Below are 24,518 nucleotides of genomic sequence, written 5' to 3'. Positions count from 1 at the left end.
ATAACGATGCGCGCCCTCGAACGACCTTTGGATCCTCTCCCGAAGCCGCCGGCGGGCGCGCGGAATATCCGCGATAAGGAGAAGACCATGTCCAAGCGCAGCCTGGCGGCCGCCATTGCTCTCGCATCCATTTCCAGCTCTGCAGCCTTCGCCGACGAGCCCGCTTTTTCCCAGGTAATCGCCTTCGGTGACAGCCTGACCGATGTCGGCAACGCCGGCGTGTTTACCAGTGGCAACGACAAGCAGTCGGCGATCAGCATCCTGTCCCGGCAGCTGGGCCTGGGGCCGATGGCGCCCTCCTGCGCCGGCCTTTACCTGTGCCTGCCGGAAGTGGATCCGACACTGAGCGAGGCGGAACTGCTGGCCTCCGCCCAGGCCCAGGTGCAGGCCGCGCTGCCGAACGTCGGCGGCGGTTGGGCGGTTGGCGGACACCGCGCCGCGGACGTCCTGCTGAATGTGCTCGGCACCCGGGGTTATCTTGAATACCTGGACGAAAATGGCCTGGGCCTGGATGCCAGCCGACACAACTTTGCCAGCGCGCTGCTGCCGGACCCCACCCGCGAGACCAGCACCGGTCTCTACGCAGACCTGTCACTGCTCGGCCTCCTGCTGCAGGGCCCCGATGCGGTGGCCCAGCTGCGCGCGGCGGCGGACCAGTATGAAGCCGCCGGCGCCCCCGCCACGGCGGCCGCCTACGACGCCGAGGCCGACGCGCTGCAGGCACAGATAGACGCCGCGCCGGCGGCGATAGTGGCGGACTCCGGCATTACCGGTAATCCGCACCCGGTGGGCCGCGGCTACCTGGAAACCACCTTTGCCGGCGCCGCCGATCCCAACGCCCTCTACTGGGTGAACGGCGGCGGCAACGATCTGCTCGGCGGCTTTTCCGCGGTGCTTTCCGGCACTATCGATACAGAACAGTTCGGCGCCAGTGTGGGGCTGGCGGCCACCATGCTGGCGGACAGCGCCGGCGCCCTGTCCGCGGCCGGCGCCAATTACATTCTGCTGTCCAATGTGCCGGACGTGAGCAAGACCCCGGGCATGTACGCCGCCGCCAGCCAGGCGGTATACAGCAGCCCCGACGCGGCGCAGCTGGCCGACGCGGTAACCGCCGGCCTGATGACCCAGGACGAGGCGGATGCACAACTTCAGATGGCCGTCGACGCCACCCTGGCCCAGGCCAGCGCCGCCGCCGATGCCTTCAACAGCACCCTGCTCTCCGCCGCCGGGGATATCGACGGCGTGCTGATGGTGGATATGGCCGGCGTGCTCAAGGTCTCCCTCGACAATGCCGCGACACTGGGCTTCTCCGCCGAATTCGACCAGTCGAATTTCTGCTACGACGGCAGCGGCGGCTGTATCGAACACCCGGTGTACGGCATCAACGGCAGTGCACCCGACGACAGCCAGCTGATCTTCAACGACGCGGTGCACCCGACCCAGGCCGCGCAGCAGATGCTGGCCGACTACTACACCGCCGTGGTCAATGCCTCACAGGTGGCCGGGCAGCTGCCGGATATTGGTGTGCAGGCGGCGCGCACCCATACCAACACACTGGATGAGAGCCTCGCCGGCGCCCGCTTCCGCGAGGCCCGCAGCGGCGTCTTTGTCGGCAGTGTGTTCGGCAATACGGATTTCGACAGCGCCTTTGCGCCCGGCGTCAGCGGCGACAGCGACGGCAACCTGATCGGCGCCACCTATGCACTGCGCGACAACGCGGAACTGGGCCTTGCCGTCAGCCGCACCGATATCAATGTGGACAACGAGCGGGCCGCGGTGGATTCCACCTCCACCAACTACAGCCTGTTCGGCCGCCTGCATCACGATATCTTCTTCGTCGACGCCAGCGCGACCCTGACCGACGTGGACTACGACAAGGTCAGCCGCGACTTCCGCCTCGGCAACAACTTCGACAGCAGTCTCGATGCCACTACCGCCGGTGAAAACCTGTCCCTGAGCGTGACCGCGGGTCTGAACCTCTCCAGCGGCGCGGCCCAGTTCGGTCCCTTCGCCAATGTGACCCGCGCGACCATGGAGGTGGACGGCTATACCGAGGATGCCATCGACGGCTTTACCTATACCGACGGCAACGGCGTCGAGCGGGATCCCTTCGGTATGCACTACGGCAGCCAGGAGCGCCGCTACACCACCATGCGCCTCGGCGCCTTCGCCAGCAAGACCTGGGCCAGCGTCAGCGCCTACGGCCAGCTCTGGTACGAGGACACCACCGGTACCGATGAGGACTCGGTCGAGGTGGGTGTGAAGTCCATGGAAGGCAATATGAATGCGATGCCGAGCTACGCGAGTGACGGCGTTGGCCTGTTCGAAGACGGTGCCGGTGCTGTCGTCGGCCTGCGCTGGCAGGCGGCCAGTGCCGTCGCTGTCAGCGCCAACCTGACCGCGCGCCCGACTTCCGAATCCGGTTCCATCAACGTCAGCTATCGCTTCTGAGCAACCCGACTGTGCGCCCCTCCCGGGGCGCACGCCTTTATCCTCTCCTCGCAAAAACGCCCCGGACGCCACTGTGAAACTCGTCGCGCGGACCTATCCCGTGCACAATACCCCACCGAATTCCTGAAGGACCACGACCACCGATGTTCAAGTTGGAAACACCCAATCTGGTGCTGCGCCAGCTCACCGAAACAGACGCGCCGCTGATGCTCGCGATACTGAACGACCCGGATTTCCTGCGTAACGTGGGCGACCGCGGTGTGCGCACCGAAGAGGATGCCCGCCGCTATATTGCCGACGGCCCCATGGCCATGTATCGCCAGTACAACTTCGGTATGTTCAGGGTGGAGCACCAGGACGGCACCGCCATAGGCCTGTGCGGCCTGGTCAAACGCGACGGGCTGGACGACGTGGACATCGGCTTTGCGTTCCTGCCCGATTACCGCGGGCAGGGCTACGCCCTGGAGGCGGCGCAGGCGGTCATGCAATACGGTCGCGAGGTCATAGGCCTGCGGCGCATAGTCGCCATTGCCCAGCCGGACAACGAGCCCTCGGTGCGCCTGCTGGAAAAGATCGGCCTGAGCGCGGAGAAAACCATCAGATTGCCGGGGGATGACACCGAGCTTCTGCTTATGGCCTGGCAATCCGACGAGTAACGAAAAAAGGCGAGTGCACTCCTGAGGGAGCCAGTGCCTCGCCAAGAAGGATGGAGGGAGAGTCAGCAGCGGGCGCCGCGCGCGGCGCCCGCTTCGAGTTGAAAGTCAGTGTGCGCTGGCCTCGCCCGCCCCTTTCGGGAAGCGGATATGGGCCACCATTTCCTGCACATCTCTCGGCGCCTCGGAAGTGAAGCGGGCCACCCCGGTTGCCACGGCAAAGTTCAGCAGCATGCCCAGGGTGCCAATTCCCTCCGGCGAGATACCGAACCACCAGTTTTCCGCGGTATTGGCGGCGGGATCGATAAACTTGAAGTAGATGATATAGGCCGCAGTAAAGGTGATACCGGAGATCATGCCCGCAATGGCCCCCTCCTTGTTCATGCGCTTACTGAAGATGCCGAGAATAATCGCCGGGAAGAAGGACGACGCGGCCAGCCCAAAGGCGAAGGCGACCACCTGCGCCACAAAGCCCGGAGGATTGATGCCCAGGTAACCGGCGATACAGATGGCCACCGCCGAGGCGATACGCGCGTAACGCAGCTCCTGTCTGTCGGTGATATGCGGCATCAGGTTGCGCTTGAGCAGGTCGTGGGAAATCGAGGTCGAGATCACCAGCAGCAGGCCCGCCGACGTCGACAGCGCCGCGGCGATACCGCCAGCCGCCACCAGCGCTATCACCCAGGCCGGCAGGCCGGCAATTTCCGGGTTGGCCAGCACCATGATATCGCGGTCGATTTTCATCTCATTGCGCTCGTCGCCGGAGTAGAACATCCTGCCGTCGCCGTTCTTGTCCTCCCAGGAGATCAGGCCAGTATTCTCCCAGTTGCCGATCCAGCTGGGCGCCTCCTCGTAAGCCGTGCCCTGAGCATCCGGGCCGTTGATGGTATCGATCATATTCACCCGCGCAAAGGTGGCGATGGCCGGCGCGGTGGTATACAGAAGCGCGATAAACAGCAGCGCCCAGCCGGCAGACTTGCGCGCGTCGCGCACCCTGGGCACGGTGAAGAAACGCACTATCACATGGGGCAAACCGGCGGTACCGACCATCAGCGCGGCGGTGATAAAGAAGACATCGATGGTGCTCTTGGTCCCCGAGGTGTACTCGGCGAAGCCCAGCTCCGTCGACAGGCCGTCGAGCTTGTCCAGCAGGTAGGTGCCGGAGCCGTCGTTCAATTCAGAACCGAAGCCTATCTGCGGAATCACATGGCCGGTCATCATGATGGAGATAAAGATGGCCGGCACCAGGTAGGCACAGATCAACACGCAGTACTGGGCCACCTGCGTATAGGTGATGCCCTTCATGCCGCCGAGTACCGCGTAGAAAAATACGATCGCCATACCGATAATCACGCCGGAAGTGATATCCACTTCCAGGAAGCGCGAGAAGACCACGCCGACGCCGCGCATCTGCCCAGCCACATAGGTAAAGCAGACAAACACCGCGCAGATCACCGCCACGGTGCGCGCGGTATTCGAGTAATAGCGATCGCCGATAAAGGCCGGCACGGTGAACTTGCCGAACTTGCGCAGGTAGGGCGCCAGGCACAGCGCCAGCAATACGTAGCCGCCGGTCCAGCCCATCAGGTAGACGGCACCGTCGTAGCCCATAAAGCTGATCAACCCCGCCATGGAGATAAAGGAGGCCGCCGACATCCAGTCCGCCGCCGTGGCCATGCCGTTGGCCACCGGGTGGACACCGCCACCGGCGACATAGAAATCGTTGGTGGAACCGGCGCGGGCCCAGATGGCGATACCGATATACAGCGCAAAGGTGGCGCCGACGATCAGGAAAGTAAGGGTTTGGATATCCATGGTCTGCTCCTACTGGCCGTATTTTTCTGCGAGCGGTTGCGAAGGCGCTTCCGCCTTGTCGCGGTCCTCGTGCACATTGTATTTGCGGTCCAGCTTGTTCATCTGGAACACATACACGACGATCAGCGCCAGGAACACATAGATGGAACCCTGCTGGGCAAACCAGAAGCCGAGCTTGAAGCCCCCGAGACGGATACTGTTCAGCTCGTCGACCAGCAGGATGCCGCAGCCGAAGGAAACCGCGAACCAGATGGCCAGCAGGATGAACATCAGGCGCAGGTTCTCCTTCCAGTAATCGTCGGCGTGTTGTTCGCTTTCAAAACTCATTTCACTATCTCCGTAGTTATTATCGAATAGCCGGAATCATCGCTTCCTGTTTATCGTCACCCCGGCGCAGGCCGGGGTCCAGGGACTCTGGATTCCGGCCTGCGCCGGAATGACGATAGTCAGAACACATACTTTACCGAAAACTGCAGCCGCTGCAGTTCCCCCTCATCGTCGGCAAGCGCACCGCTGCCGTTTTCCACTTCCTTGCTGGCAAAGATATATTCGCCACCCAGGGTCATTTTTGGAATCGGTGAGTAGAGCAGGTTCAGGTGCATACTGCGGTAGGCCGAGGCGGTAGCATCGGAAACCGAATCCGGGTTATCCGCCTCGGAGGCGGACAACACCAGGTTGCTGCGCCACTCGTCGTTCCAGAAATGGCGCAATGCGATATAGCCGCCGCTCTGGTCGATCAGCTCTATTTCGCCATCCGCCTCGATAATGCCGGCCCGGTAACTGTTCAGCCCCATATAGCGGCCGAGCGCATTGCCGGAACTGAGCATAAAGCGGATATCGTCGCGACCGAACTGGTATTTCCCCGACACGCTGATCGCGTAACCACGCACCGACTCTATGTCGGTGCCGCTGTCGTAGGCCAGTTCTCGGCTCATGGACGCGACCGAGTAGCTGAAGTCACCAGCGCCGTTGTTATAGCGCACTACCAGATCCGGTGCACCGCCGTCGTCGTAGGGATTCTCGGAACCGTTGTAGAGGGTGGTGGCCGGGTTTTCCGCCGCCATTTGCAGACTGCCGCTACCCATCTTGCGCGTGTAGCGCAGCTGCGGCTGGCGTTCAAAAATGGTACCGACCGGACCGACGAAATCCATTCCCTCCGGCAGTGCGCCCACATTGAAGAAAGTGGACCAGGTCTGGCCCGCGAGCAGGCTGTTGCGCTCGTCCATCTGCCAGTCCACATAGGCGTGGCGCAGGCGCTGTGCATAGGAGTTGCTGATACGCTCGTCACCCTGGCCGCTGGCCATCGCATCGATTTCCAAGTGGGTATTGACCTGACCGCCCGCCACCGCGGTGCGGCTCTTGATAAACAGCCGCGACGACTTGGCGTGGGAATCGAATCGGTTGTCGCCACCCTCACCGCCAACCGGAATGGTGGACGGCACCAGGAAGTCCTCACCTATGCCGGCGCTGGCAGAGTTGCCGTCGGAATAGTCGCTGAATATGCTGTCCAGTTTCATAAAGCCGCCGATTTCTATCTGCGTGCCCTGCGCTGGCCGGGGCGGCTCGGGGTTCTCCGCCACAGCGCGGCGCTGTTGCGCTGCCTCGGCGGCGAGCTTGTCGACCTGCGCCTGCAGCTCCTCGATGCGCAGCTGCAGCGCCTCGGTACTGGTCTGGGCGCTGGCCGCCACCGGAACCAGGTTGATCACCAGCGCTGAAAACAGGCCCGCAGCGGCGCGGGCAGATTTTATTCTTGTCACCGACATAAGCTCCTCCAGAGCGCGAATTGTCGAAATACCGCTTTGCCGCTGACGATAGAAACCTGTCGGCGGCGACTTGGGTATTAACCATTGGTCTAAATCCGCCGGTTGTTTAGACCAATGTCTAAGTGCCTGTTTGGGCTCTTGCACGAAACTCCCAGGGCCGGGTGGGGTAGCGCTTTCCGGGACCTTTCACGGCCAGGGATGGCCGTGGAGAGCGTACAGGGATGTATTCACAGCGTGTCCCGGAAAGCGCTACCCCACCCGGTCCCCGCACGGAGGTCGAACTCTTTTGGGCTTCAAGCAGGCACTCAGTGCCGCCCACAACCCGCTCACCCCGGTTTCGACTTATGTCTAATACGCCCATCCCCTCCGCAAATGCAGAATGCGGGAAACAAGAACTGGCAAGATGATGAGGCCCAATGTGTCCGAGCAATCCGTCTACCCCGTCCCGGCCGCCTATTCGGCCAACTCCCTGCTGAATGAAGCGGAATACTTCGAACTGTACAACCACTCCGTCGAGGACAGCGAGGGTTTCTGGCGCGAACAGGGCCGGCGGCTCGACTGGATAAAGCCCTATACCCGGGTCAAGGACGTCTCCTTTGCGAAAGACGACCTGCATATTCGCTGGTATGCGGACGGCACCCTGAATGTGGCCGCCAACTGCCTGGACCGCCACCTGGCCGAGCGCGGCGACGAGACGGCGATTCTGTGGATTGGCGACGAGCCGGGCACCGAAGGCCAGGGAAACAGCCGCGAGATCAGCTATCGCGAACTGCACGCCGACGTGTGCCGCTTCGCCAACGGCCTCAAGTCCCTCGGTGTGCGGAAAGGTGATGTGGTGACCATCTATTTGCCGATGATTCCGGAGGCCGCGGTGGCCATGCTGGCCTGTGCGCTTATCGGCGCCGTCCACTCGGTAGTCTTCGCCGGTTTTTCACCGGAGGCCCTGGCCGGGCGTATGGACGACGGTAAGTCCCGGGTGGTGATCACCGCCAACGCCGGCGTGCGCGGCGGCCGGTCGGTGATACTGAAGGAGAATGTCGACAGGGCTGTGGCCCTGTGCCGCGAAACAGCCGTCGACAAGGTGGTGGTAGTCAATTACACAGACGACAAGGTCAGCTGGAATGCCGAACGCGACTGCGACTACGGCGAGCTGGTGGCCGCGCAGGCAGACGACTGCCCGGCGGAGGAGATGAATGCGGAGGATCCGCTGTTTATCCTCTATACCTCCGGCTCCACCGGCAAACCCAAGGGCGTGCTGCACACCGGCGGCGGCTACCTGACCTACGCCTCACTGACCCACCAATACGTCTTCGACTACCGGACCGGCGAGCGCTACTGGTGCGCGGCGGATATCGGCTGGGTCACCGGCCACACCTATATCCTCTACGGCCCGCTGGCCAACGGCGCCACCACGGTCATGTATGAGGGGGTGCCGAACTACCCGGACGTGACGCGGGTGGCGCAGATCATCGACGAGTACCAGATCAATATCCTCTACATAGCGCCGACTGCAATCCGCGCCCTGATGGCCGAGGGCGACAGGCCCGTGGCCGGCGCCAGCCTCGAGAGCCTGCGCCTGCTGGGCACCGTCGGCGAGCCGATCAATCCCGAGGCCTGGAAGTGGTATCACCGCACCTTCGGTCGCGGCCAGTGCCCCATCGTCGATACCTGGTGGCAGACGGAAACCGGCGGCGCCATGCTGACGCCGCTGCCCGGTGCCACGGCGTTGAAGCCCGGCTCCGCCACCCGCCCCTTCTTCGGCGTGCGCCCGGCGCTGGTGGACAATGAGGGCAATATTCTCGACGGCGCCGCCGAGGGCAACCTGGTCATCCTCGACAGCTGGCCGGGGCAGATGCGCAGCGTTTTCGGCGATCACCAGCGCTTTATCGACACCTACTTCAGCAGCTTTGACGGCATGTATTTCAGTGGCGACGGCGCGCGCCGCGACGAAGACGGCTACTACTGGATCACCGGGCGTGTGGACGACGTGCTCAATGTGTCCGGCCACCGCATGGGCACCGCCGAACTGGAGAGTGCCCTGGTCGCCCACGAGGCGGTGGCCGAGGCGGCGGTGGTGGGCTGCCCCCATGACCTGAAGGGTCAGGGCATCTACGTCTATGTGACCCTGAACAGCGATCTGGAACCCAGCGAGGAGATGCGGCAACAGCTGCGCAACTGGCTGCGCAGCGAGATAGGCCCCATCGCCACCCCGGACGTGATCCAGTGGGCGCCCGGCCTGCCGAAGACCCGCTCCGGCAAGATAATGCGGCGCATACTGCGCAAGATAGCCGCGGACGAGTGCGACCAGCTGGGGGATATCTCCACCCTGGCGGACCCGTCGGTGGTGCAGCAGTTGATCGACAACCGCGCGGCGCTGGCGCAGACGGCCTAACTCGGAAATATCCCCTGTAGGAGCGGCCCATGGCCGCGATCAATGTTCGAATTCACTGGTGAGAGCTATCGCGGCCATGGGCCGCTCCTACAGATACGAGGCTCCGTTTACCCTATTCGATAGTTATAAATAATAAGAAAGCGACAAATCAGCAAAGTACACTTAAAAAAAGCATAATCTGTGTACGCACCTGCCCTGCCAATAGGGCCTTTTGATGATGAGGGAGCGATGGGTATGCACTCGAATACCAATAATGCAGTGCACAAATTTATTATCGCCGACGACCACCCGCTGTTTCGCAGCGCCCTGCGCCAGTCCATCACCCAGGTATTTCCAAACGCCGAGCTGTACGAGGCAGAGGATATGGACAGCCTGCAGCGCTGCGCGGCGGAGCACGGTGATTGCGACCTGCTGTTGCTGGACCTGCACATGCCCGGTGCGCGCGGTTTCAGCGGCCTGATTTTTCTCAACGGCCAGTACCCGCAACTGCCGGTCATGGTGGTATCCGCCAATGAGAAGCCCGAGGTGATGTGCCGCGCTATCGACTACGGCGCCTGTGGTTTCCTGCCCAAGTCGGCACCGGTGGAGACGATTGCCGAGGCGCTGCGGCGGGCACTGGCGGGTGAGATCTGGCTGCCCGAGGGCGTGGCCGCCCAGTGCGCGGCGGAATCGGCCGGATTGATAGTCGCCGACGTGGTGGCCTCGCTGACACCGCAACAGTTTCGCGTCGCCACCATGCTCGCGGAGGGATTGCTGAACAAGCAGATCGCCTACGAGATGCATGTCACCGAGGCCACGGTCAAGGCGCATCTGACGGCACTGTTCCGCAAACTGGGCGTCAACTCCCGCACTCAGGCGGTACTGGCATTGGGCAGCCTGGATGTGGAACCGCCGGGGCAGTTCACGCCGCCGCCGAAGCATTTACCGGCACACGCCTGAGGGCAAGTGGTCAGGCCCATGGCATGCACGGCGCACCCTACACTGACCACTAACCACTCTCAGCCACCGGCTGCCGCCGCGCCACCCGCCGCACCAGGTTGCGCAGCGCCGCCGGTTTGACCGGTTTGGATAGATAGAGATAACCGCGGCTGGCGGCGGCATCGCGCACCTGCTCGGAGATATCCGCGCTGATCAGGATCCCGGGCAGCCGCTGCCGCCAGTGCTCGCTCAACCCCTCCAGTGCCCCGATACCTGTCTCGTTGCAGTCCAGGTGGTAATCGACAATCACCAGTTGCGGCGGCTGTTCACCGGGCCAGCCGGCGAGCGCCTCGCGCAGGGAGCGCGCCGCGGTCACCCGGTAGCCCCAGCCGTTCAGCAGGCTCTGCATACCGCGCAATATCGATTCCTCGTTGTCGATACACAGCACGCGGATACCGGACAGGTCGGCGCCGGCCACCTGCGCTTGCGGCGCCGCCGGCCTCGCCGGTTCGGCCAGCCCCAGCGGCACGCGAATACAGAACATGGCACCGAGCCCCGGCGACGACTGCACGCCGATCGGGTGCTGCAGCAGTTCCGCGCTGCGCTTCGCAATTGCGAGCCCGAGTCCCAGGCCCTTGTCCGCAGGCCTGTCCGCGGGAGAGGAGCCCTCAGCAAAATAGCGTCCAGCGGGAGAGGAGCCCTCAGCAAAATAGCGTCCAGCGGGAGATAGCCGCACAAACTCGTCGAAGATCTGCGCCTGTGCCTCAAGCGCTATGCCCGGGCCCGTATCCCAGACCTGGATTTCCAATTCCCCGCCTCGCCGACGCACACCCAGCAGCACCCTGCCGCGGGCCGTGTAGTGCAGCGCATTGCTGAGGAAGTTCTGCAGTATGCGGCGCAGCAGCTGGCGGTCGCTGCGGACCCAGAGGTCGCTGCGCCTGTAGCGCAACGCCAGGCCGCGGCTGGCGGCGATGGCCTGGAACTCCAATGTCAGCGCATCCAGCAGCTCGCCCAGGGGGAACTGCTCGCGTCGCGGCGTCAGCTTGCCGCTGTCGAGGCGACTGATCTCGCGCAGGGCGCCGATCAGCTGCTCGGCGGAATTGAGCGCGCTGTCGATATGGCCCATGTCCTCAAGGGTCTCGCGCCAATAGTCGCGCGCCGCCTTCTGCTGCGCCGAGGCGATAAACAGCCGCGCGGCATTGATCGGCTGCAGCAGGTCGTGACTGGTGTGGGCCAGGAAGCGACTCTTGGCTCCGTGCAGTTCGCGTATCTGCGCCTCCACCTCGGCCCTGCGACGGTTTTCCGCCTGCAGCGCCTCGTTGCTGGCCCGCAGTTCGGCGGTGCGCTGCTCCACCCGCTCCTCCAGGGTGCGCCGGTTTTCCTCCAGCGCATCCACCGCCGCGCGGTAGTCGCTGATATCGGTAAAGGTGGTCACGAAACCGCCACCGGGCATGGGCGTGCCGCGCACCTCGACGATGGTGCCGCTCGGTAATCGCCGCTCGAAGCGGTGGGCGCTGCCGTGGCGCAGCAGGTCCAGGCGCCGTTCGACTTCCACCTCGATATCGGCGTTGTCACCGTAGAGGCCGTGCTCGGCGTTGTGGCGATACAGCTTCGCCACCGGGCAGCCGATATACAGCAGCCGCTCAGGGTAATCGAACAGCTCTATATAGTGCCGATTCCAGGCCACCAGGCGCAGGTCCGCGTCCACCACGCTGATCCCCTGGCCGACAGTCTCCACCGTGGTCTGCAGCAGCTCCTGGGAAAAGCGCAGCTTCTGCGAAGTGCCGTCCACCAGTCGCGCTATATCCTCCAGCTGGAAGGGCCGGTTGGCCCGCAGCAGGTCGATGACCTGGTGCGCGGTGGCGGAACCGATAATGCCGGCGAGGGTGCTCTCCGCCTCCTGCACCGCGAAGCGCGGCACGGCATCGTCCGCCAGCAGCCGCTGCTGGCTGCGCCGCTCGAAACCATTCCAGATCTGTTCCAATCGCCTGCGCCCGACAAACGGCTGCATCAGGCTCTTCATCTGGCCGACCCGCAATTCCGTCAACTCCAGGTCGGCGCCGCCGTGCCGATCCGACAGCTCGACAAAAGCCTCCGCCTGGCGCTGATCGCGCGCCTGCGGCCGGCACAGCAGGGATACAGCCACAAACAGCAGCAGATTGACCGCCAGGCTCCAGAAGACCCCGTGGCTGAGCGGATCCAGCCCGTCCAGGCCAAACAGTTGCTGCGGCCGCAGCCACTCCTGCCCGAACAGCCCCCGGGCCAGCACTGCCTGATGCGGATAGACCGCCGGCAATACCAGGCAGTAGAACCAGAGACCGTATCCGGCAACCAACCCGGCCAGCACGCCGAGGCGGCGCGCGCGGCGCCAGTAGAGTGCGCCAACCAGCGCTGGCGCCAGCTGCGCGGCGGCGGCGAAGGACAGCAGGCCGATGGACGCCAGCGGCGCCACCCCGGTAATGGCCCTGTGCATGCCCCAGCTCAGCATCAGCAACAGCAGAATGCTGATACGGCGGATCAGGCGCAGGTGATTGCCCAGGGAAGCCGCCGACAGCGGTGTAAAGCGGCTCAGGAAAAGCCACAGGGGTGCCACCAGCTCGTTGGAGATCATCACCGCCAGGGTCACGGCGGCGACTATCACCATGCCGGTGGCCGCTGAGAAACCGCCGATATAGGCCAGCAGGGTCAGGGCGTTGCTGCCACTGGCCATCGGCAGTGTCAGCACCAGGCTGTCCGGATCCAGCAGCCCCTGTGCCAGCAGTGGCTGCCCGGCCAGGGCGATCGGCAGTATCAGCAGGGAGAAGAGACCCAGGTAGAGCGGCAGCAGCCAGCGCGCGGTGCGCAGGTCGCGCTGGTCCTGGAATTCCACCACCGCCATATGAAACTGGCGCGGCAGGCAGATGATGGCCGCGGTCGCCAGCAGTGTCTGGGTCAGGAAATTGGCATCGGGGATCAGTGGGTCCAGGTGCAGGTCTACCGCCGCGTAGCGCTCACCGCCGAGCAGCAGCCAGGCGGCCAGGGCCGCCACCGCGGCAAAAGCCAGCAGCTTGACCACGGATTCCAGCGCAATCGCCGCCACCACTCCGCGATTGCGCTCGCGCCCCTCCAGGTGGCGGGTGCCGAACAGCATCGCGAAGACGCCCATCAGCAGTGCGGTGGCAAAGGCCGTGTCGAGACTGATCAGGTCACCGGATTCGGGACCTGCGCCCAGGGCGTCCCAGGCCATGGTCACAGCGCGCAGCTGCAGGGCGATATAGGGCAGGCTGCCGACGATGGCCAGCGCGGTCACCAGCGCCGACAGGCCCTGGCTCTTGCCGTAGCGGGAGCCGATAAAGTCGGCGATGGAGGTGACCTTCTGCCGCTCGCTGACCAGCATCAGCTTGCGCAGCAGGGCGCCGCCGAACAGGAACAGCAGCATGGGCCCCAGGTAGATCGGCAGGTAATCCCAGGTGCTGGTCACCGACTGGCCGACGGCGCCGAAAAAAGTCCAGGAACTGCAGTAGACCGCCAGGGTCAGCGCGTAGATGACGGGGCGATAGCGCAACAGCCACTGCTTGCGGTGCTCGGCGCGCCAGGCCACCACAAACAGCAGTGCCACATAGGCCAGGGCAAAAAACAGCAGGTAGGGCTTGCCGATCATCGGATCACTATTTCTTTGTGTCGTGCCAGTGATCTTTATACCCGCCGGGGGCGACGGGAGCCATTAGCTATTGGTCGGCACAGACCTTGTCCAGCAGTTGTTCCAGGGTCCGGTACTCGGCCGGCTGCAACCGCTCGGCCATGGACTGTGCCAGACCCGAGTAGACGGCTTCCCGCGTGCGCAGGAACAGCTCCCGCCCCCGCTCGGTGAGCAGTATGTGCTGAGCCCTGGCATCGTAGTGGCAGGTGACCCGCCGTATCAGGCCGCGCTTCTCCAGCTTGTTGACCATTACGCTGGCGGAAGATTTCTGCACCTGCATTTCCGCCGCCAGCGCGGAAAGGTGACTGCTGTCGTCGTGCTCGCCACTATCCGGTCCGGGCTCTCCGCCCTCGGCGAGATGGACGCACAACAGGTATTCGAACTCACTACTGCTCAGCCCCTCCCGCCCGCCGCCGGCCGCCCGGTTCCAGGCCTGGGACAGGACACGCTGCAGGTTCATCAGGGATCCGTCCAGGCTCATCGGTGCACTCATCTAGTTAGAAAGGCTAACGAGTATAGGGCCACCCACTTGAGGGTCAATGCTGCGCCACCCAAATAGTTTGACAGACTAACTAACTGCTCATAAGGTTAGATAAACTAACCAAGCAGTGGAGACGTAACATGAGCAGATCCGAATCGAATCACAGCGACAGCGCGGCCTGGGACAGGGAGACTGCCGACTGGTATGTGGCGCGCTGGGGAGAGCACCCGCTGCACAGCGCTGTCCCCGAGCTGAGCCAACTGGCGGATGGTGAGTGGGTACTGGATGTAGGCTGCGGCAGCGGCACTGTGGTGCGCAAAATTGCCGCGCGCCTGTCTGCCGGCGAGGTAATCGGTGTAGACCCTACCCCGCGTATGGTCGATCTGGCCCGGGAGCAGAGCCGCACCCTGCAATGCCCGGTTCCTGTCCGTTTTCTCCAGGCCCCCGCGGAACAGCTGCCCTGCCCCGACCAGAGCTTTGACCTGGTGCTGGCGATCAACTCCCTGCACCACTGGCAACAGCTGGAGGCCGGTCTGGCAGAGGTGCGGCGAGTGCTGAAGCCCGGCGGCCGCCTCGTCGTTATCGATGACCTCTGGGAGGAAATCCAGAGACATATCGACGACCTTCCCGTTGAGCCACAAGAGGCAGAAGGCGCGCACTGGCTGTCGCCGCAAGCCGTTGCCGGTGCCCTGGCAGGCGCCGGGTTTTCCTGCACCGCGCGCGAATACCGCGCGCCGGAGATCGCAGTATCCATCATTACTGCACAACTCCAGTAGTAACAACCGAGGAGGCAAACGTGACTATCGAGCTGGCACTTGCCGAAGCTGAGACGCAAAGGCGCGGCTTTTCGCTGACTCGTCTCGCGACCCACCGGCTGCCGAGGGAGAACCTCGGCTATTACCGTCACCAGGGCTGGACCAAGTGCGGCGGCGATGGCGACAAAATCTATATGCACAAGACCATTCCGGCATCGGGCCACTCGGGTCCGTAATGCCGCTGCAGCCCGATTGACAAGCCCGCGCGCTGGACTAGGCTCGAACGTAAAAGATCCCCACCATTTCGAGAGAAAGCCACCATGATCATTGCGACCGATATGCCGGAAGTCGCCAAGTGTGTCATCAGCCAGTGCGCCTACAACGCCGATGACGGCTGCCATGCGCGCGCCATCACCATCGGCGAGGGGACGGATCCCGATTGCGACACCTTTTTCGACAACTCCCGGCACACCCGCAGCAGCCGCACCGCCGGCGTCGGCGCCTGCAAGATAGGGGACTGCACACACAACCGGGATTTCGAGTGCACCGCCGACAGTATTCAGGTGGGATCCCGCGGCGACGCGGTAAACTGCCTGACCTATACCAGACACTGAAACGGTTTCTTTTTCCCACCAACCGAAACGCTCAGAGTATCCAGTTACTCAGCGAAACCTTGCGCGACGGCTCGCCCCTGGCGGCTCAACCGGCCAGCGTTGGCTAGACTTGTCTTCAAGTAGACAGAAATTCCAGCGAGGCCCGCTATGCTCATCGCAACCGATATGCCGGAAGTCGCCCATTGCACCGTTTCCACCTGCGCCTACAACACCGACAGCAATTGTCACGCCCGCGCCATCACCATCGGTGACGGCGACAATCCCGGCTGCGACACCTATTTCGCCAACAACACCCATACCCGCAGCCACCGCTCCGCCGGCGTCGGCGCCTGCAAGGTGGAGGCCTGCAACTTCAACGACGATTTCGAGTGCTCGGCGGACGGCATTGATGTCGGCAGCCAGGGCAAGTCGGCCAAGTGCCTGACCTGCACCTGTCACTAAGCCATCGTACATATTCGCAGGGGGGACTGTTCCCTGTAGGCGCCCACTCCCCGCCTTAACCGGTCGTTAACCGCAGCCCCAATACAGTGCCCCCGCAATCAATCGCGGGGAGCACCCGGTGCCAGTACTCCAATTTCCCAGACTCAGTTTTGCCTGCCTGCCCCTGCTGCTCTGCAGCTGCGGCCTGACACCCACCAATGGCGCGCTGGAAGGCGACGCCGGTCAGCTGCCGCAACAGGTCGCGGGCTGGTCCCAGGCGGTCGCGGACCCGCCCGCCGGAGCGCAGAAGGTCGACTACCTGAACCGCCTGATCCAGTCGCCGCAGCTGGATCGTCTGCTGCATGAGGCTCTCAGCGCCAACCCGGATCTGCAACAGACACTGATCACCCTGCGTATCCGCCGGGCGGAGGCTCGCGCCAGCGGCGCCGCGCGCCTGCCCGGCGCAGACCTGGGCCTCGCCTCCTCCGGAGCCCGGGAAAGTGATTCCAGCCACACGGGTTCCCTGACGGTGACCTGGGAGGCAGACCTGTGGCAAAAACTCGGCGACGAGGCCGGCGCCGCCGATACAGATGCCGAGGAGCAGGCGGCGCTCTACCAGTCCGCCCGCGACGCCCTGGCGGCGCAGGTGATGAAAGACTGGCTGGGGCTGACTGCCCGGCAAAACGCCGTGCACATCCAGCAGCAGCGGGTGGCGAGCCTGGAGAAAAGCCAGCAGTTGGTCCTGCAGCGTTTCAGCAGCGGCCTCGACAGCGCCAGTGAACTGGACAGTGCGCGCAGTGCGCTGGAGAGCGCCCGCGCCACCCTGGAGGAAAACCGCGAATCCCTGGCGCAACTGCAGCGATCTCTCAAGACACTGCTGGGGCGCAGCGGCGGCGATACACCGGTCGCCGCCGACAATTACCCGGCGGTGCTCCTGCCCCTGGCGGCGCTGCCGGAGCAGACACTGCAGCGGCGCCCGGACCTGCGCGCCGCCTACCTGTCGATCCGCGCCGCCAGCCAGCGCAGTGCCGCCGCCTACAAGGCGCTGCTGCCATCCATCAGCATTCGCGCCGCCCTGGAAGACGCCGCCGATTCCCCCAGTGAGGCCCTGCTCACGGATCCCCTCTGGTCCCTGCTGGGCCAGCTGAGCGCACCCCTCTATCGCGGCGGCCAGCTCAGGGCCCAGGCGGAGGCCTCGGACCTGAAAATTGCCCACGCCTACCAGGGCTATCGCGACACGCTGCTCACCGCCGTCGAGGAGGTCGAGAACGCACTGGGGCAGGAGCGCAGCCTGGCACAGCAGCAGGCGCACCTGGAGAAAGCCCTGGCCAGCGCCCGCAACAGCCTGGCCCAGTACCGGCGCAGCTACCGCAGTGGCCTGGTGGACATACTCGACCTGCTGCAGGTGGAACGGACCACCTACGACCTGCAAACCCAGCTGGACCAACTGATTTACCAACGGCTGAGCAACCGCGTGGACCTCGGCCTGGCCCTGGGTCTCGGCATTGAAGTGGAAAGCAACGTATGAACATAGCGAACAAGCTGAAGATCGATTTCAAATCCCGCCGACAGACCCTGCTGCTCTCCCTCGGAGTGCTGTTGCTGGTCATCGCCTCCATTCCGATACAGCTGTCGAAGCGGCCGCTGCTGTCGGCACAGGAGGGCCGCGAACAGCTGCCGGCGGTGGAAGTGGTGACGGCAACTGCCGGCAGCTACCGCGCCCGGGTCAACGCCCATGGCGCCGCCGAGCCCCACTACAAGCTGGCGCTGACCGCCAAGGTTTCCGGCTACGTCTCCGAACTGGCGAGCGACCTGGAGCCCGGAAGGCGCCTCGCCCGCGACCAACCGCTGCTGCAGCTCCAGGACAGTGACTACCGCGCAACAGTCGCGGCCGCGGAGAAAAATCTGGCCGATGCCCGGGTGGCGCTGCTGGAGGAAGAGCGCGAGGCGGCCCAGGCGGAGTCTGCCTGGGCCATGTCCGGTGTCGCGGGAGAGCCGGATTCCGAGCTGACCCTGCGCCAGCCCCAGTTGCGCGCGGCCCGAGCGACGCTGCAGAAGGCGCGCGCCGAACTGGACAGTGCGCGCCGGGATCTCACCTACACCCAGGTCGCCGCGCCCTTCGATGCGCTGGTGGTGGAGCGCAGGGTCTCCCCGGGCAGCTTCGTCGCCGCCGGCAGCGAACTGGCCACCCTCTACAGCACCGACCGGGTGGAGCTGGCCCTGACACTCTCCGCCGGCGACTGGAGCAACCTGCCCCCGGAGGAAGAACTCCTCGACGGCAGCTGGCGCGTGCAACTGACCTCGGTGGCGGACGGCAGCCGCTGGAGCGGCTATGTGTTGCGCGCCGAGCAGCACCTGGATGCCAGCACCCGCCAGCGCGCCCTGACCGTGGCCCTGGACGCCCCGCTGGACCAGTCCCCGGCGTTGCTGCCGGGCACTTTTGTCGAGGCGACGATACCCGGTCGCGCCCTGGACGGACTCTGGCAGCTGCCGGGCTCGGCACTCAGCCAGCGCGGTGAAATCTGGTATCTGTCGGCGGAAAACACCCTCGACCGCTTTGCCGCCCAGCCCCTGTTCTCGGATGCGCAATTTGTTTACGTGCGCCCACCCGAGGCGCTGGCGGCCGCACCGCAGCGGGTGCTGCTGCACCCGCTCAACGGCTACCTGCGCGGTATGCGTGTTGAACCCAGCGAGGCCGGCGCAGAAAAAATTGAAGGCCAATCCGCACGAGAAATCGCGCAGGGGGAGGTGAACAATGGATAGTCGCGCGATACACGGCAGTGGTCAGACGGACGGCATCATCGCCTGGTTTGCGGCCAACCCGGTGGCGGCAAACCTGCTGATGTTGCTGGTCATGGCCCTGGGGCTGATGCAGATGGGCGCCCTGCGCCGCGAGGCCTTTCCTAGCACCGAGCCGAGCAGTATCACCATTTCCGTAAGCTACGACAGCGGTTCCGCCGGGCAGTCCGAGGAAGGCGTGGCCATCAAGATTGAGGAGCAGCTGGAGGGCGTGACCGGCATCAAGTCGGTCACCAGCGCATCAACCGGCAGCGGCGCCACCGTCACCGTGGAAAAACAGTCCGGTTACGACCTGGACCGGCTGCTCACGGATGTCAGGGCCAAGGTGGACGCCATCTCCAGCTTTCCGGCCGAGGCCAAGAACCCGGTGATCGAAAAGGCCCGACGCCGGGAACACGCCCTCTGGTTGCAACTCTACAGCGACGGCGACCGCCACAGGCTGCAGCAACTCGCCGAGCAGTTGAAAGGCGAGTTGCTGGAAAGCGCGGCCATCAGCCAGGTGAGCCTCTCCGGCTGGCAGAACCCGATGATGGCGATCGAAATTGACGAGGCGCGCCTGCAGGCCCACGGCCTCACCCTGTCGGATGTGGAAGAGGCGATCAGGCGCGGTTCTACCAGTACCCGCACGGCAGTATTGCGCAACGAAAACAGCTACCTGCAACTGGAAGCGGCGCAGCAGGCCTATACTGCGGCGGATTTCGCCGCACTGCCACTGATCAGCGCCGGCGACGGCCGCCAGCTCACCATCGGCGACGTGGCGCTGGTGCGCGATACCTTTGACGAGAGTACCCCGGTGCTGTCCCGCTACAACTACCGCGACAGTATCGCCGTGCAGGTAATCGCCGGCGACGGCGACGATATCTCCCGCTCGGTGGACGCCGCCCGGCAGGTGGTGGAGCGCTGGCGCAGTGGCGGTGTACTGCCCCGTGGAGTGGAACTGGCCACCTGGTACGACCGCAGCGAGTCCATCGACCAGCGGCTGCAGTTGCTGGGCAGCAATGCGCTCACCGGTATCCTGCTGGTGTTTGTCGTCCTGGCGCTGTTCCTGAATCTGCAGGTGGCCTTCTGGGTGGCGGCGGGGCTGCCGTTTATCGTGTTGGGCACCCTCTACTTTATGGGGGACAGCGCCCTCGGCCTGGGTCTCACCCTGAACGAGTTCACCACCCTCGGATTTATCATGGCGCTGGGCATAGTCGTGGACGATGCCATAGTGGTGGGTGAAAGTGTCTATACACGGCGTTCTGTCGATGGCGACTCCCTGCGCAACACCATTGGCGGCACTTTGGATGTGGCCAAACCCACCCTGTTTGGCATCTTCACCACTGTGGTGGCCTTCACCGCCCTGTCCAATGTCAGCGGCATGCTGGGTGAACTCTACGCCCAGTTCGCAGTGATCGTGACCCTCTGCCTGCTGCTGTCGATGGTGGAATCCAAGCTGATACTGCCGGCCCATCTCGCCCACCTGAATACCCGCGCGCAGGCGCCGAAGAGCGCCCCGGCGGTCTACTGGCGCAGGCTGCAACGCTGCGCCGACCGGGGTCTCTACTGGTTCGGCGAGCGCTGCTACGCACCCGCCATCCGCTGGGCACTGCGCCAGCGCTACGCGGTGGTGGTGCTGTTCACCGCGGTGTTTTTCCTGGTGGTGAGCATGCCCCTCACCGGCACGGTGCGTTTCAGCTTCTTTCCCGATATTCCGGGAGAGACGGTCAGCGCAAATATCACCATGGCCAGCGATGCCAGCTTCGGCCTCACCCACGCCAACCTCGAGCGGATGGAACTACAGGCCTATGAAGCGGACCGCCAGCTGCGCGGACAGAGTCCGGGGCAGAACGCCATCGCCCACCTGCAGTTGACATCCGAGAGCGACCAGGCCGGAAAGATCACCCTGCAGCTCGCCGCCGACAGTCCCTACGACGCCAATACCTTTACCCGGCGCTGGCGGGAGCTGATCGGCCAACCGGAGGGCGCGCGCAGCATCTCCGTCTACAACAGCCCGCAGATGGCCGACGCCCTGCGCATAGAGCTGCGCGCCGCCGACGATGACACCCTGACCCGCGCCGGCAGTGCGCTGAAGGAAAAACTGCAGGATTTCGCCGGGGTCAGTGGTATCGAGGACAACCTGGAACCGGGCCAGCCGCAGCTGAACCTGGCACTCAATCAACAGGGTCGCGCCCTGGGGCTCACCACCAGTGACCTTTCCACCCAGGTCCTGCAGGCGTTCAGCGGCCAGATAGTGCAGCGCTACCAGCGCGACAGCGACGAAATCGAAGTAAAAGTGCGCTACCCGGAATCCAGCCGGCAGAGCCCCGCCGATATCCGCAGCGCCCGCGTGCGCACCGGTGACGGAAATGCGATTCCGCTGTCTGCGGTGGCGGACATCAGCTACGGCTATACCCGCGATACCATCACCCGCATCGACGGCAAGCGCGCTGTCTACCTGAGTGCGGATGTGGACAAGCAGGTGATTCCCACCCCCCAGCTGGTGACACAACTGAAGCGCTCCCTTGTGCCCGAGCTGCAGCGACAGTACCCCGGCCTGGATATCCAGTTTGGCGGCGAGGCGGAACAGCAGGCGGAGACCCAGTCCTCGATGCTGCAGGTGTTCCTGTTCGCACTGCTCGCCATCTACATGCTGCTGGCGATCCCCCTGAAATCCTATTCCCAGCCGCTGCTGATCCTCTGCGCCATCCCCTTTGGCATCGTCGGCGCCATCCTCGGCCACTGGATCAACGATATAGCCCTCGGCATACTGTCGCTGAACGGTATCATCGCGCTCTCCGGTGTGGCCGTTAACGACAGCCTGCTGTTGGTGTCCCGTTTCAATCAATTGCGCGCGGGCAGCGCGAATATCGAAGACGCTGTCATAGCCGCCTGCCGCAGTCGCCTGCGCGCCGTGCTGCTGACCTCCCTCACCACCTACGCCGGCCTGATGCCGCTGTTGAGCGAAACCTCCTTCCAGGCGCAGTTCCTGATTCCGGCGGCGGTGTCCCTGGGCTACGGGATACTCTTCGCCACGGCGATTACACTTCTATTGATGCCAGCGCTGTTGCTGATACAGCGGGATTTTCACAGCCTGCTGCACAGAGCCGCGGGCTGGATTGGGAACAGGAGGAGCCGGGAGCGCCCGGTCGAACCGCAATGCTGAATATCCTGTTGGTGGAAGACGACCTGGACCTGGCGCAGACGCTGGTGCAGTACCTGGCGCTGGAGGAAATCCGCTGCGACCATGCGAGCAACGGCGTGGCAGGCCTGCACCTGATGGAAAAACATCGCTATGAGGCGCTGATACTCGACCTCAACCTGCCGAGGCTGGACGGCCTCTCGGCCTGCCAGCAGCTGCGCGCCCGCGGCGACGACACGCCGATACTGATGCTCACCGCGCGCGACCAGCTCGAGGACAAGGTGGAGGGATTCAAGGCGGGTACCGACGACTACCTGCTGAAGCCCTTCGAGATGGAGGAACTGGTGGTGCGCCTGCGCGCCCTTGCCCGGCGCCGCAGCGGCCAGGTGCAGCGCCTGTGCTGCGGCGACCTGGAGATGAACCTGAGCGAAAAAAACCTAACCCGTGGCGGACGCAGCATCGGCCTGTCCCCCACCTGCTGGCAACTGCTGGAATGCCTGATGCGTGCCTCGCCGGCAGTGGTATCCCGACAGCAGCTGGAGCAGGCCGTGTGGGGGGAGTCACCTCCGGACAGCAACAGCCTGAAAGTCCATTTGTTCAACCTGCGCCGGGCCATTGACGGCCCCGAAGAGCCGCCCCTGCTGCACACGGTGACCGGGCAGGGTTTCGTTTTGAAATGCTACGAAAATTTTAAGGAGTGAGAACAAATCGGCAACGGCCATTGCCGGGCTGAACAAAGCACTTGAAAAACCCTGATAAATTCGCGTGAGCGCTGTAGTCGGTTCAGGGGCGCTCAAGCGAATTTTATCAGAGGTTCACTGAGTCTCGTGGTAAACCGTAAACTGCCCCATCATGCCCTTGTCCTCGTGCTCGAGGCGGTGGCAGTGGTACATGTAGGGGATATGGTAATCCAGGTCCCTGTTGAAGACGGCGGCCTCACTCTCTATGTCGGGATATCTATAAGTGGGGTGATTGAATTCCACCAGGATATGCGCCTTGAAAAACCTTCCATTGGTATTTCCATCCGGCAGTGGCAGTACCACCGTGTCCTTCCATCCGCGCAGTTCCATCTCCGGGGGCTTGCCATCGATATCCAGAATCAGGAAGGAGCAGCCGTGTACATGAAACGGGTGATCGCCCGTTGCCGACACTTCCCAGACCTCGGGAACGCCAATCGGTACCGATTCATTGACGACATGCATGTCGTAGGCTTGGTCATTGATATACATTTCCGTCGAGTCCTCGTTGGCACTCATCCGGAATGACCGGGATGCGGCGGGGGCATTGGCGACCGCCGACTCCCAGTCGATCGGCTCACGGCGCAGAACTGAAGGCACTCGCGCAAACAGTGGATAGCCGGCGTTCACCAGTATGCGCATGACCTGCATATCGACCAGGCCATCGGCCGGATTGGCCGTTATCGTCTCCGCCAGCAGATCCAGGACAGCACCGCGGTCGCCGGAGAAATCCACGACCATCTCCATTCGCTCCCCCGGATACACAGTGGCCTTGTTGACCAAGACCGGATTGTTCAGGAAACCGCCGTCGCCGGCAATCACATAAAATTCCCGCCCATCCCGGAAGTGAAGACCGAACTGGCGGTTGTTGCCGGCATTGAGCACACGGAACCTGATCAGGCCCGGCGCCACCCGGCAGTAGGGATTGAAGGTGCCGTTGGCGATAATATAATCCCCCCAGAATACCGGCCCCGCCTCAATGTAATACTGCTGCTCCCAGGCGCTATCAAACAGCTTGTCCTGCAAAATCAGTGGAATATCGTTGACGCCATAGGTATTCGGAAGCCCCAGCATTTCACTGTTGTCGTCCTCGATAATAAACATTCCCGCATGGCCGAAGTACACCTGTTCCGCGGTTTTCTCACAGGTGTGGTCGTGGTACCAGTTGGTTGCCGCCTCCTGATTCACCGCCATGCGAAAGCGCCAGGTCTCCCCGGGCTGGATCATCTGGTGCGGGCCGCCGTCGATAGCGCCGGGGATATGCATGCCGTGCCAGTGATTGGTCACCGGCTCGGAGCGTAAATTGGCGATCGAGAACTCGACCAGGTCCCCGTTTTTTACCCTGATCGTCGGCCCCAGATAAGAGCAGCGGTGGAAGAGCGTCGACAGACTTACCGCATAGGACTGCCTGCCGGGGTAGAACTCGTGCAGGGAATCTTGAATGTACAATGTTGGCAGGGAGTAGGTTTTGCGAAATGGGCGATAGATCTGCGGGGGAATATTGAGACGATTGTATTCTCCAATAGATCTTTTCTGGTTCAACCCGATGGATCCGGCTTCCGCAGCACTGGCATTCACTGACGTTCCCAACGCCAGTCCGGAAGATACAATCACACTATTCTTCAGAAAATCCCGTCTTTTCATTATTTTCACCTCCCTGTATGGATTTGAATAAATCCTAGGGAAGGGAATTTATGAAATACACGGAATTTACAGAAGTTTACCCAGGTTAAACTCGATAAAAATAGAATTAGAAACCCAAAAAAGACTGCAACCAACCTCTCTGTACAGAAAAAGCCAGTGACCGCTCAGCACCCTGAACACAAGAACTGAAAGTGAAATACGATTAGCAGAAAATGCTTTACTATTACTCCAGCGCTTCAATTTCCTAGTTTATTTTGCAATACATCTAGCAGCGGG

General features: G+C 63.3%; 18 protein-coding genes. 12 read left to right on the top strand and 6 right to left on the bottom strand.

Going from position 1 to position 24,518, the window contains the following annotated elements; all coding sequences use genetic code 11:
- Positions 1-87 precede the first annotated feature (87 nt).
- Both IG627_RS08540 and IG627_RS08535 read left to right on the top strand, forming a co-directional pair.
- Positions 88-2,451, top strand: coding sequence for an autotransporter outer membrane beta-barrel domain-containing protein (locus IG627_RS08540; protein ID WP_193191931.1), 2,364 nt, complete (start codon positions 88-90; stop codon positions 2,449-2,451).
- Positions 2,452-2,594: 143 nt separating this feature from the next.
- Positions 2,595-3,107, top strand: a complete 513-nt coding sequence (locus IG627_RS08535; protein WP_193191930.1) for a GNAT family N-acetyltransferase — start codon at positions 2,595-2,597, stop codon at positions 3,105-3,107.
- A 105-nt stretch (positions 3,108-3,212) separates the two neighbouring features.
- On the opposite strand, the gene IG627_RS08530 is transcribed toward IG627_RS08535, so the two are convergent.
- From IG627_RS08530 to IG627_RS08520, 3 genes are all read right to left on the bottom strand, one after another.
- Positions 3,213-4,919, bottom strand: a complete 1,707-nt coding sequence (locus IG627_RS08530) for a sodium:solute symporter family protein (RefSeq protein WP_193191929.1) — start codon at positions 4,917-4,919, stop codon at positions 3,213-3,215.
- A gap of 9 nt (positions 4,920-4,928) precedes the next feature.
- Positions 4,929-5,246 carry a DUF4212 domain-containing protein gene (locus tag IG627_RS08525; protein ID WP_193191928.1) on the bottom strand — a complete coding sequence of 106 codons (318 nt, stop codon included), beginning with the start codon at positions 5,244-5,246 and terminating at the stop codon, positions 4,929-4,931.
- Between the two features lie 119 nt (positions 5,247-5,365).
- Positions 5,366-6,676, bottom strand: a complete 1,311-nt coding sequence (locus IG627_RS08520) for a DcaP family trimeric outer membrane transporter (protein ID WP_319024528.1) — start codon at positions 6,674-6,676, stop codon at positions 5,366-5,368.
- 424 nt (positions 6,677-7,100) lie between these two features.
- On the opposite strand from IG627_RS08520, the gene acs reads away from it, so the two are divergent.
- On the top strand, positions 7,101-9,074 hold the full coding sequence (gene acs, locus IG627_RS08515; RefSeq protein WP_193192105.1) for an acetate--CoA ligase: 1,974 nt from the start codon (positions 7,101-7,103) through the stop codon (positions 9,072-9,074).
- Between the two features lie 234 nt (positions 9,075-9,308).
- Complete coding sequence (locus IG627_RS08510) at positions 9,309-10,013, top strand: response regulator transcription factor (protein WP_193191927.1); 705 nt, start codon at positions 9,309-9,311, stop codon at positions 10,011-10,013.
- A gap of 49 nt (positions 10,014-10,062) precedes the next feature.
- Here IG627_RS08510 and IG627_RS08505 read toward each other — a convergent pair whose 3' ends face one another.
- Together IG627_RS08505 and IG627_RS08500 are read right to left on the bottom strand one after the other, a co-directional pair.
- Positions 10,063-13,632 carry a hybrid sensor histidine kinase/response regulator gene (locus IG627_RS08505; RefSeq protein WP_193191926.1) on the bottom strand — a complete coding sequence of 1,190 codons (3,570 nt, stop codon included), beginning with the start codon at positions 13,630-13,632 and terminating at the stop codon, positions 10,063-10,065.
- A 67-nt stretch (positions 13,633-13,699) separates the two neighbouring features.
- Entirely contained in the window at positions 13,700-14,152 is a 453-nt protein-coding gene (locus tag IG627_RS08500) for a MarR family winged helix-turn-helix transcriptional regulator (RefSeq protein WP_193191925.1), read from the bottom strand.
- Between the two features lie 140 nt (positions 14,153-14,292).
- Here IG627_RS08500 and IG627_RS08495 point away from each other — a divergent pair, with 140 nt between their 5' ends.
- The 8 genes from IG627_RS08495 to IG627_RS08460 all read left to right on the top strand — a co-directional run bounded on the left by IG627_RS08495 (position 14,293) and on the right by IG627_RS08460 (position 22,562).
- Positions 14,293-14,928, top strand: a complete 636-nt coding sequence (locus IG627_RS08495) for a class I SAM-dependent methyltransferase (protein ID WP_193191924.1) — start codon at positions 14,293-14,295, stop codon at positions 14,926-14,928.
- Positions 14,929-14,948: 20 nt separating this feature from the next.
- A complete protein-coding gene (locus tag IG627_RS08490; RefSeq protein ID WP_193191923.1) occupies positions 14,949-15,143 on the top strand; it encodes a hypothetical protein in 195 nt (64 codons plus the stop codon).
- A gap of 84 nt (positions 15,144-15,227) precedes the next feature.
- A complete protein-coding gene (locus IG627_RS08485; RefSeq protein ID WP_193191922.1) occupies positions 15,228-15,521 on the top strand; it encodes a DUF1540 domain-containing protein in 294 nt (97 codons plus the stop codon).
- 147 nt (positions 15,522-15,668) lie between these two features.
- Positions 15,669-15,962 carry a DUF1540 domain-containing protein gene (locus IG627_RS08480; RefSeq protein WP_193191921.1) on the top strand — a complete coding sequence of 98 codons (294 nt, stop codon included), beginning with the start codon at positions 15,669-15,671 and terminating at the stop codon, positions 15,960-15,962.
- Between the two features lie 118 nt (positions 15,963-16,080).
- Positions 16,081-17,469, top strand: coding sequence for a TolC family protein (locus tag IG627_RS08475; protein ID WP_319024527.1), 1,389 nt, complete (start codon positions 16,081-16,083; stop codon positions 17,467-17,469).
- Entirely contained in the window at positions 17,466-18,704 is a 1,239-nt protein-coding gene (locus IG627_RS08470; RefSeq protein WP_226864858.1) for an efflux RND transporter periplasmic adaptor subunit, read from the top strand. The genes IG627_RS08475 and IG627_RS08470 overlap by 4 nt, the downstream gene beginning before the upstream one ends.
- Positions 18,697-21,885 (top strand): efflux RND transporter permease subunit, encoded by a 3,189-nt coding sequence (locus tag IG627_RS08465; RefSeq protein WP_193191920.1) that lies wholly within the window; start codon positions 18,697-18,699, stop codon positions 21,883-21,885. The genes IG627_RS08470 and IG627_RS08465 overlap by 8 nt, the downstream gene beginning before the upstream one ends.
- On the top strand, positions 21,879-22,562 hold the full coding sequence (locus IG627_RS08460; protein ID WP_193191919.1) for a response regulator transcription factor: 684 nt from the start codon (positions 21,879-21,881) through the stop codon (positions 22,560-22,562). Before IG627_RS08465 ends, IG627_RS08460 begins: the two co-directional genes overlap by 7 nt.
- Positions 22,563-22,676: 114 nt before the next feature.
- Here IG627_RS08460 and IG627_RS08455 read toward each other — a convergent pair whose 3' ends face one another.
- The gene (locus IG627_RS08455) at positions 22,677-24,047 is read right to left on the bottom strand and encodes a multicopper oxidase family protein (protein WP_193191918.1); all 1,371 of its coding nucleotides are present in this window, start codon (positions 24,045-24,047) and stop codon (positions 22,677-22,679) included.
- Between the last annotated feature and the right edge of the window lie 471 nt (positions 24,048-24,518).

The organism is Microbulbifer taiwanensis (assembly GCF_014904815.1).
Classification (GTDB): domain Bacteria; phylum Pseudomonadota; class Gammaproteobacteria; order Pseudomonadales; family Cellvibrionaceae; genus Microbulbifer; species Microbulbifer taiwanensis.
Note: the sequence above shows the minus strand (reverse complement) of the source record. Positions and strands in the feature narration are given on the sequence as shown.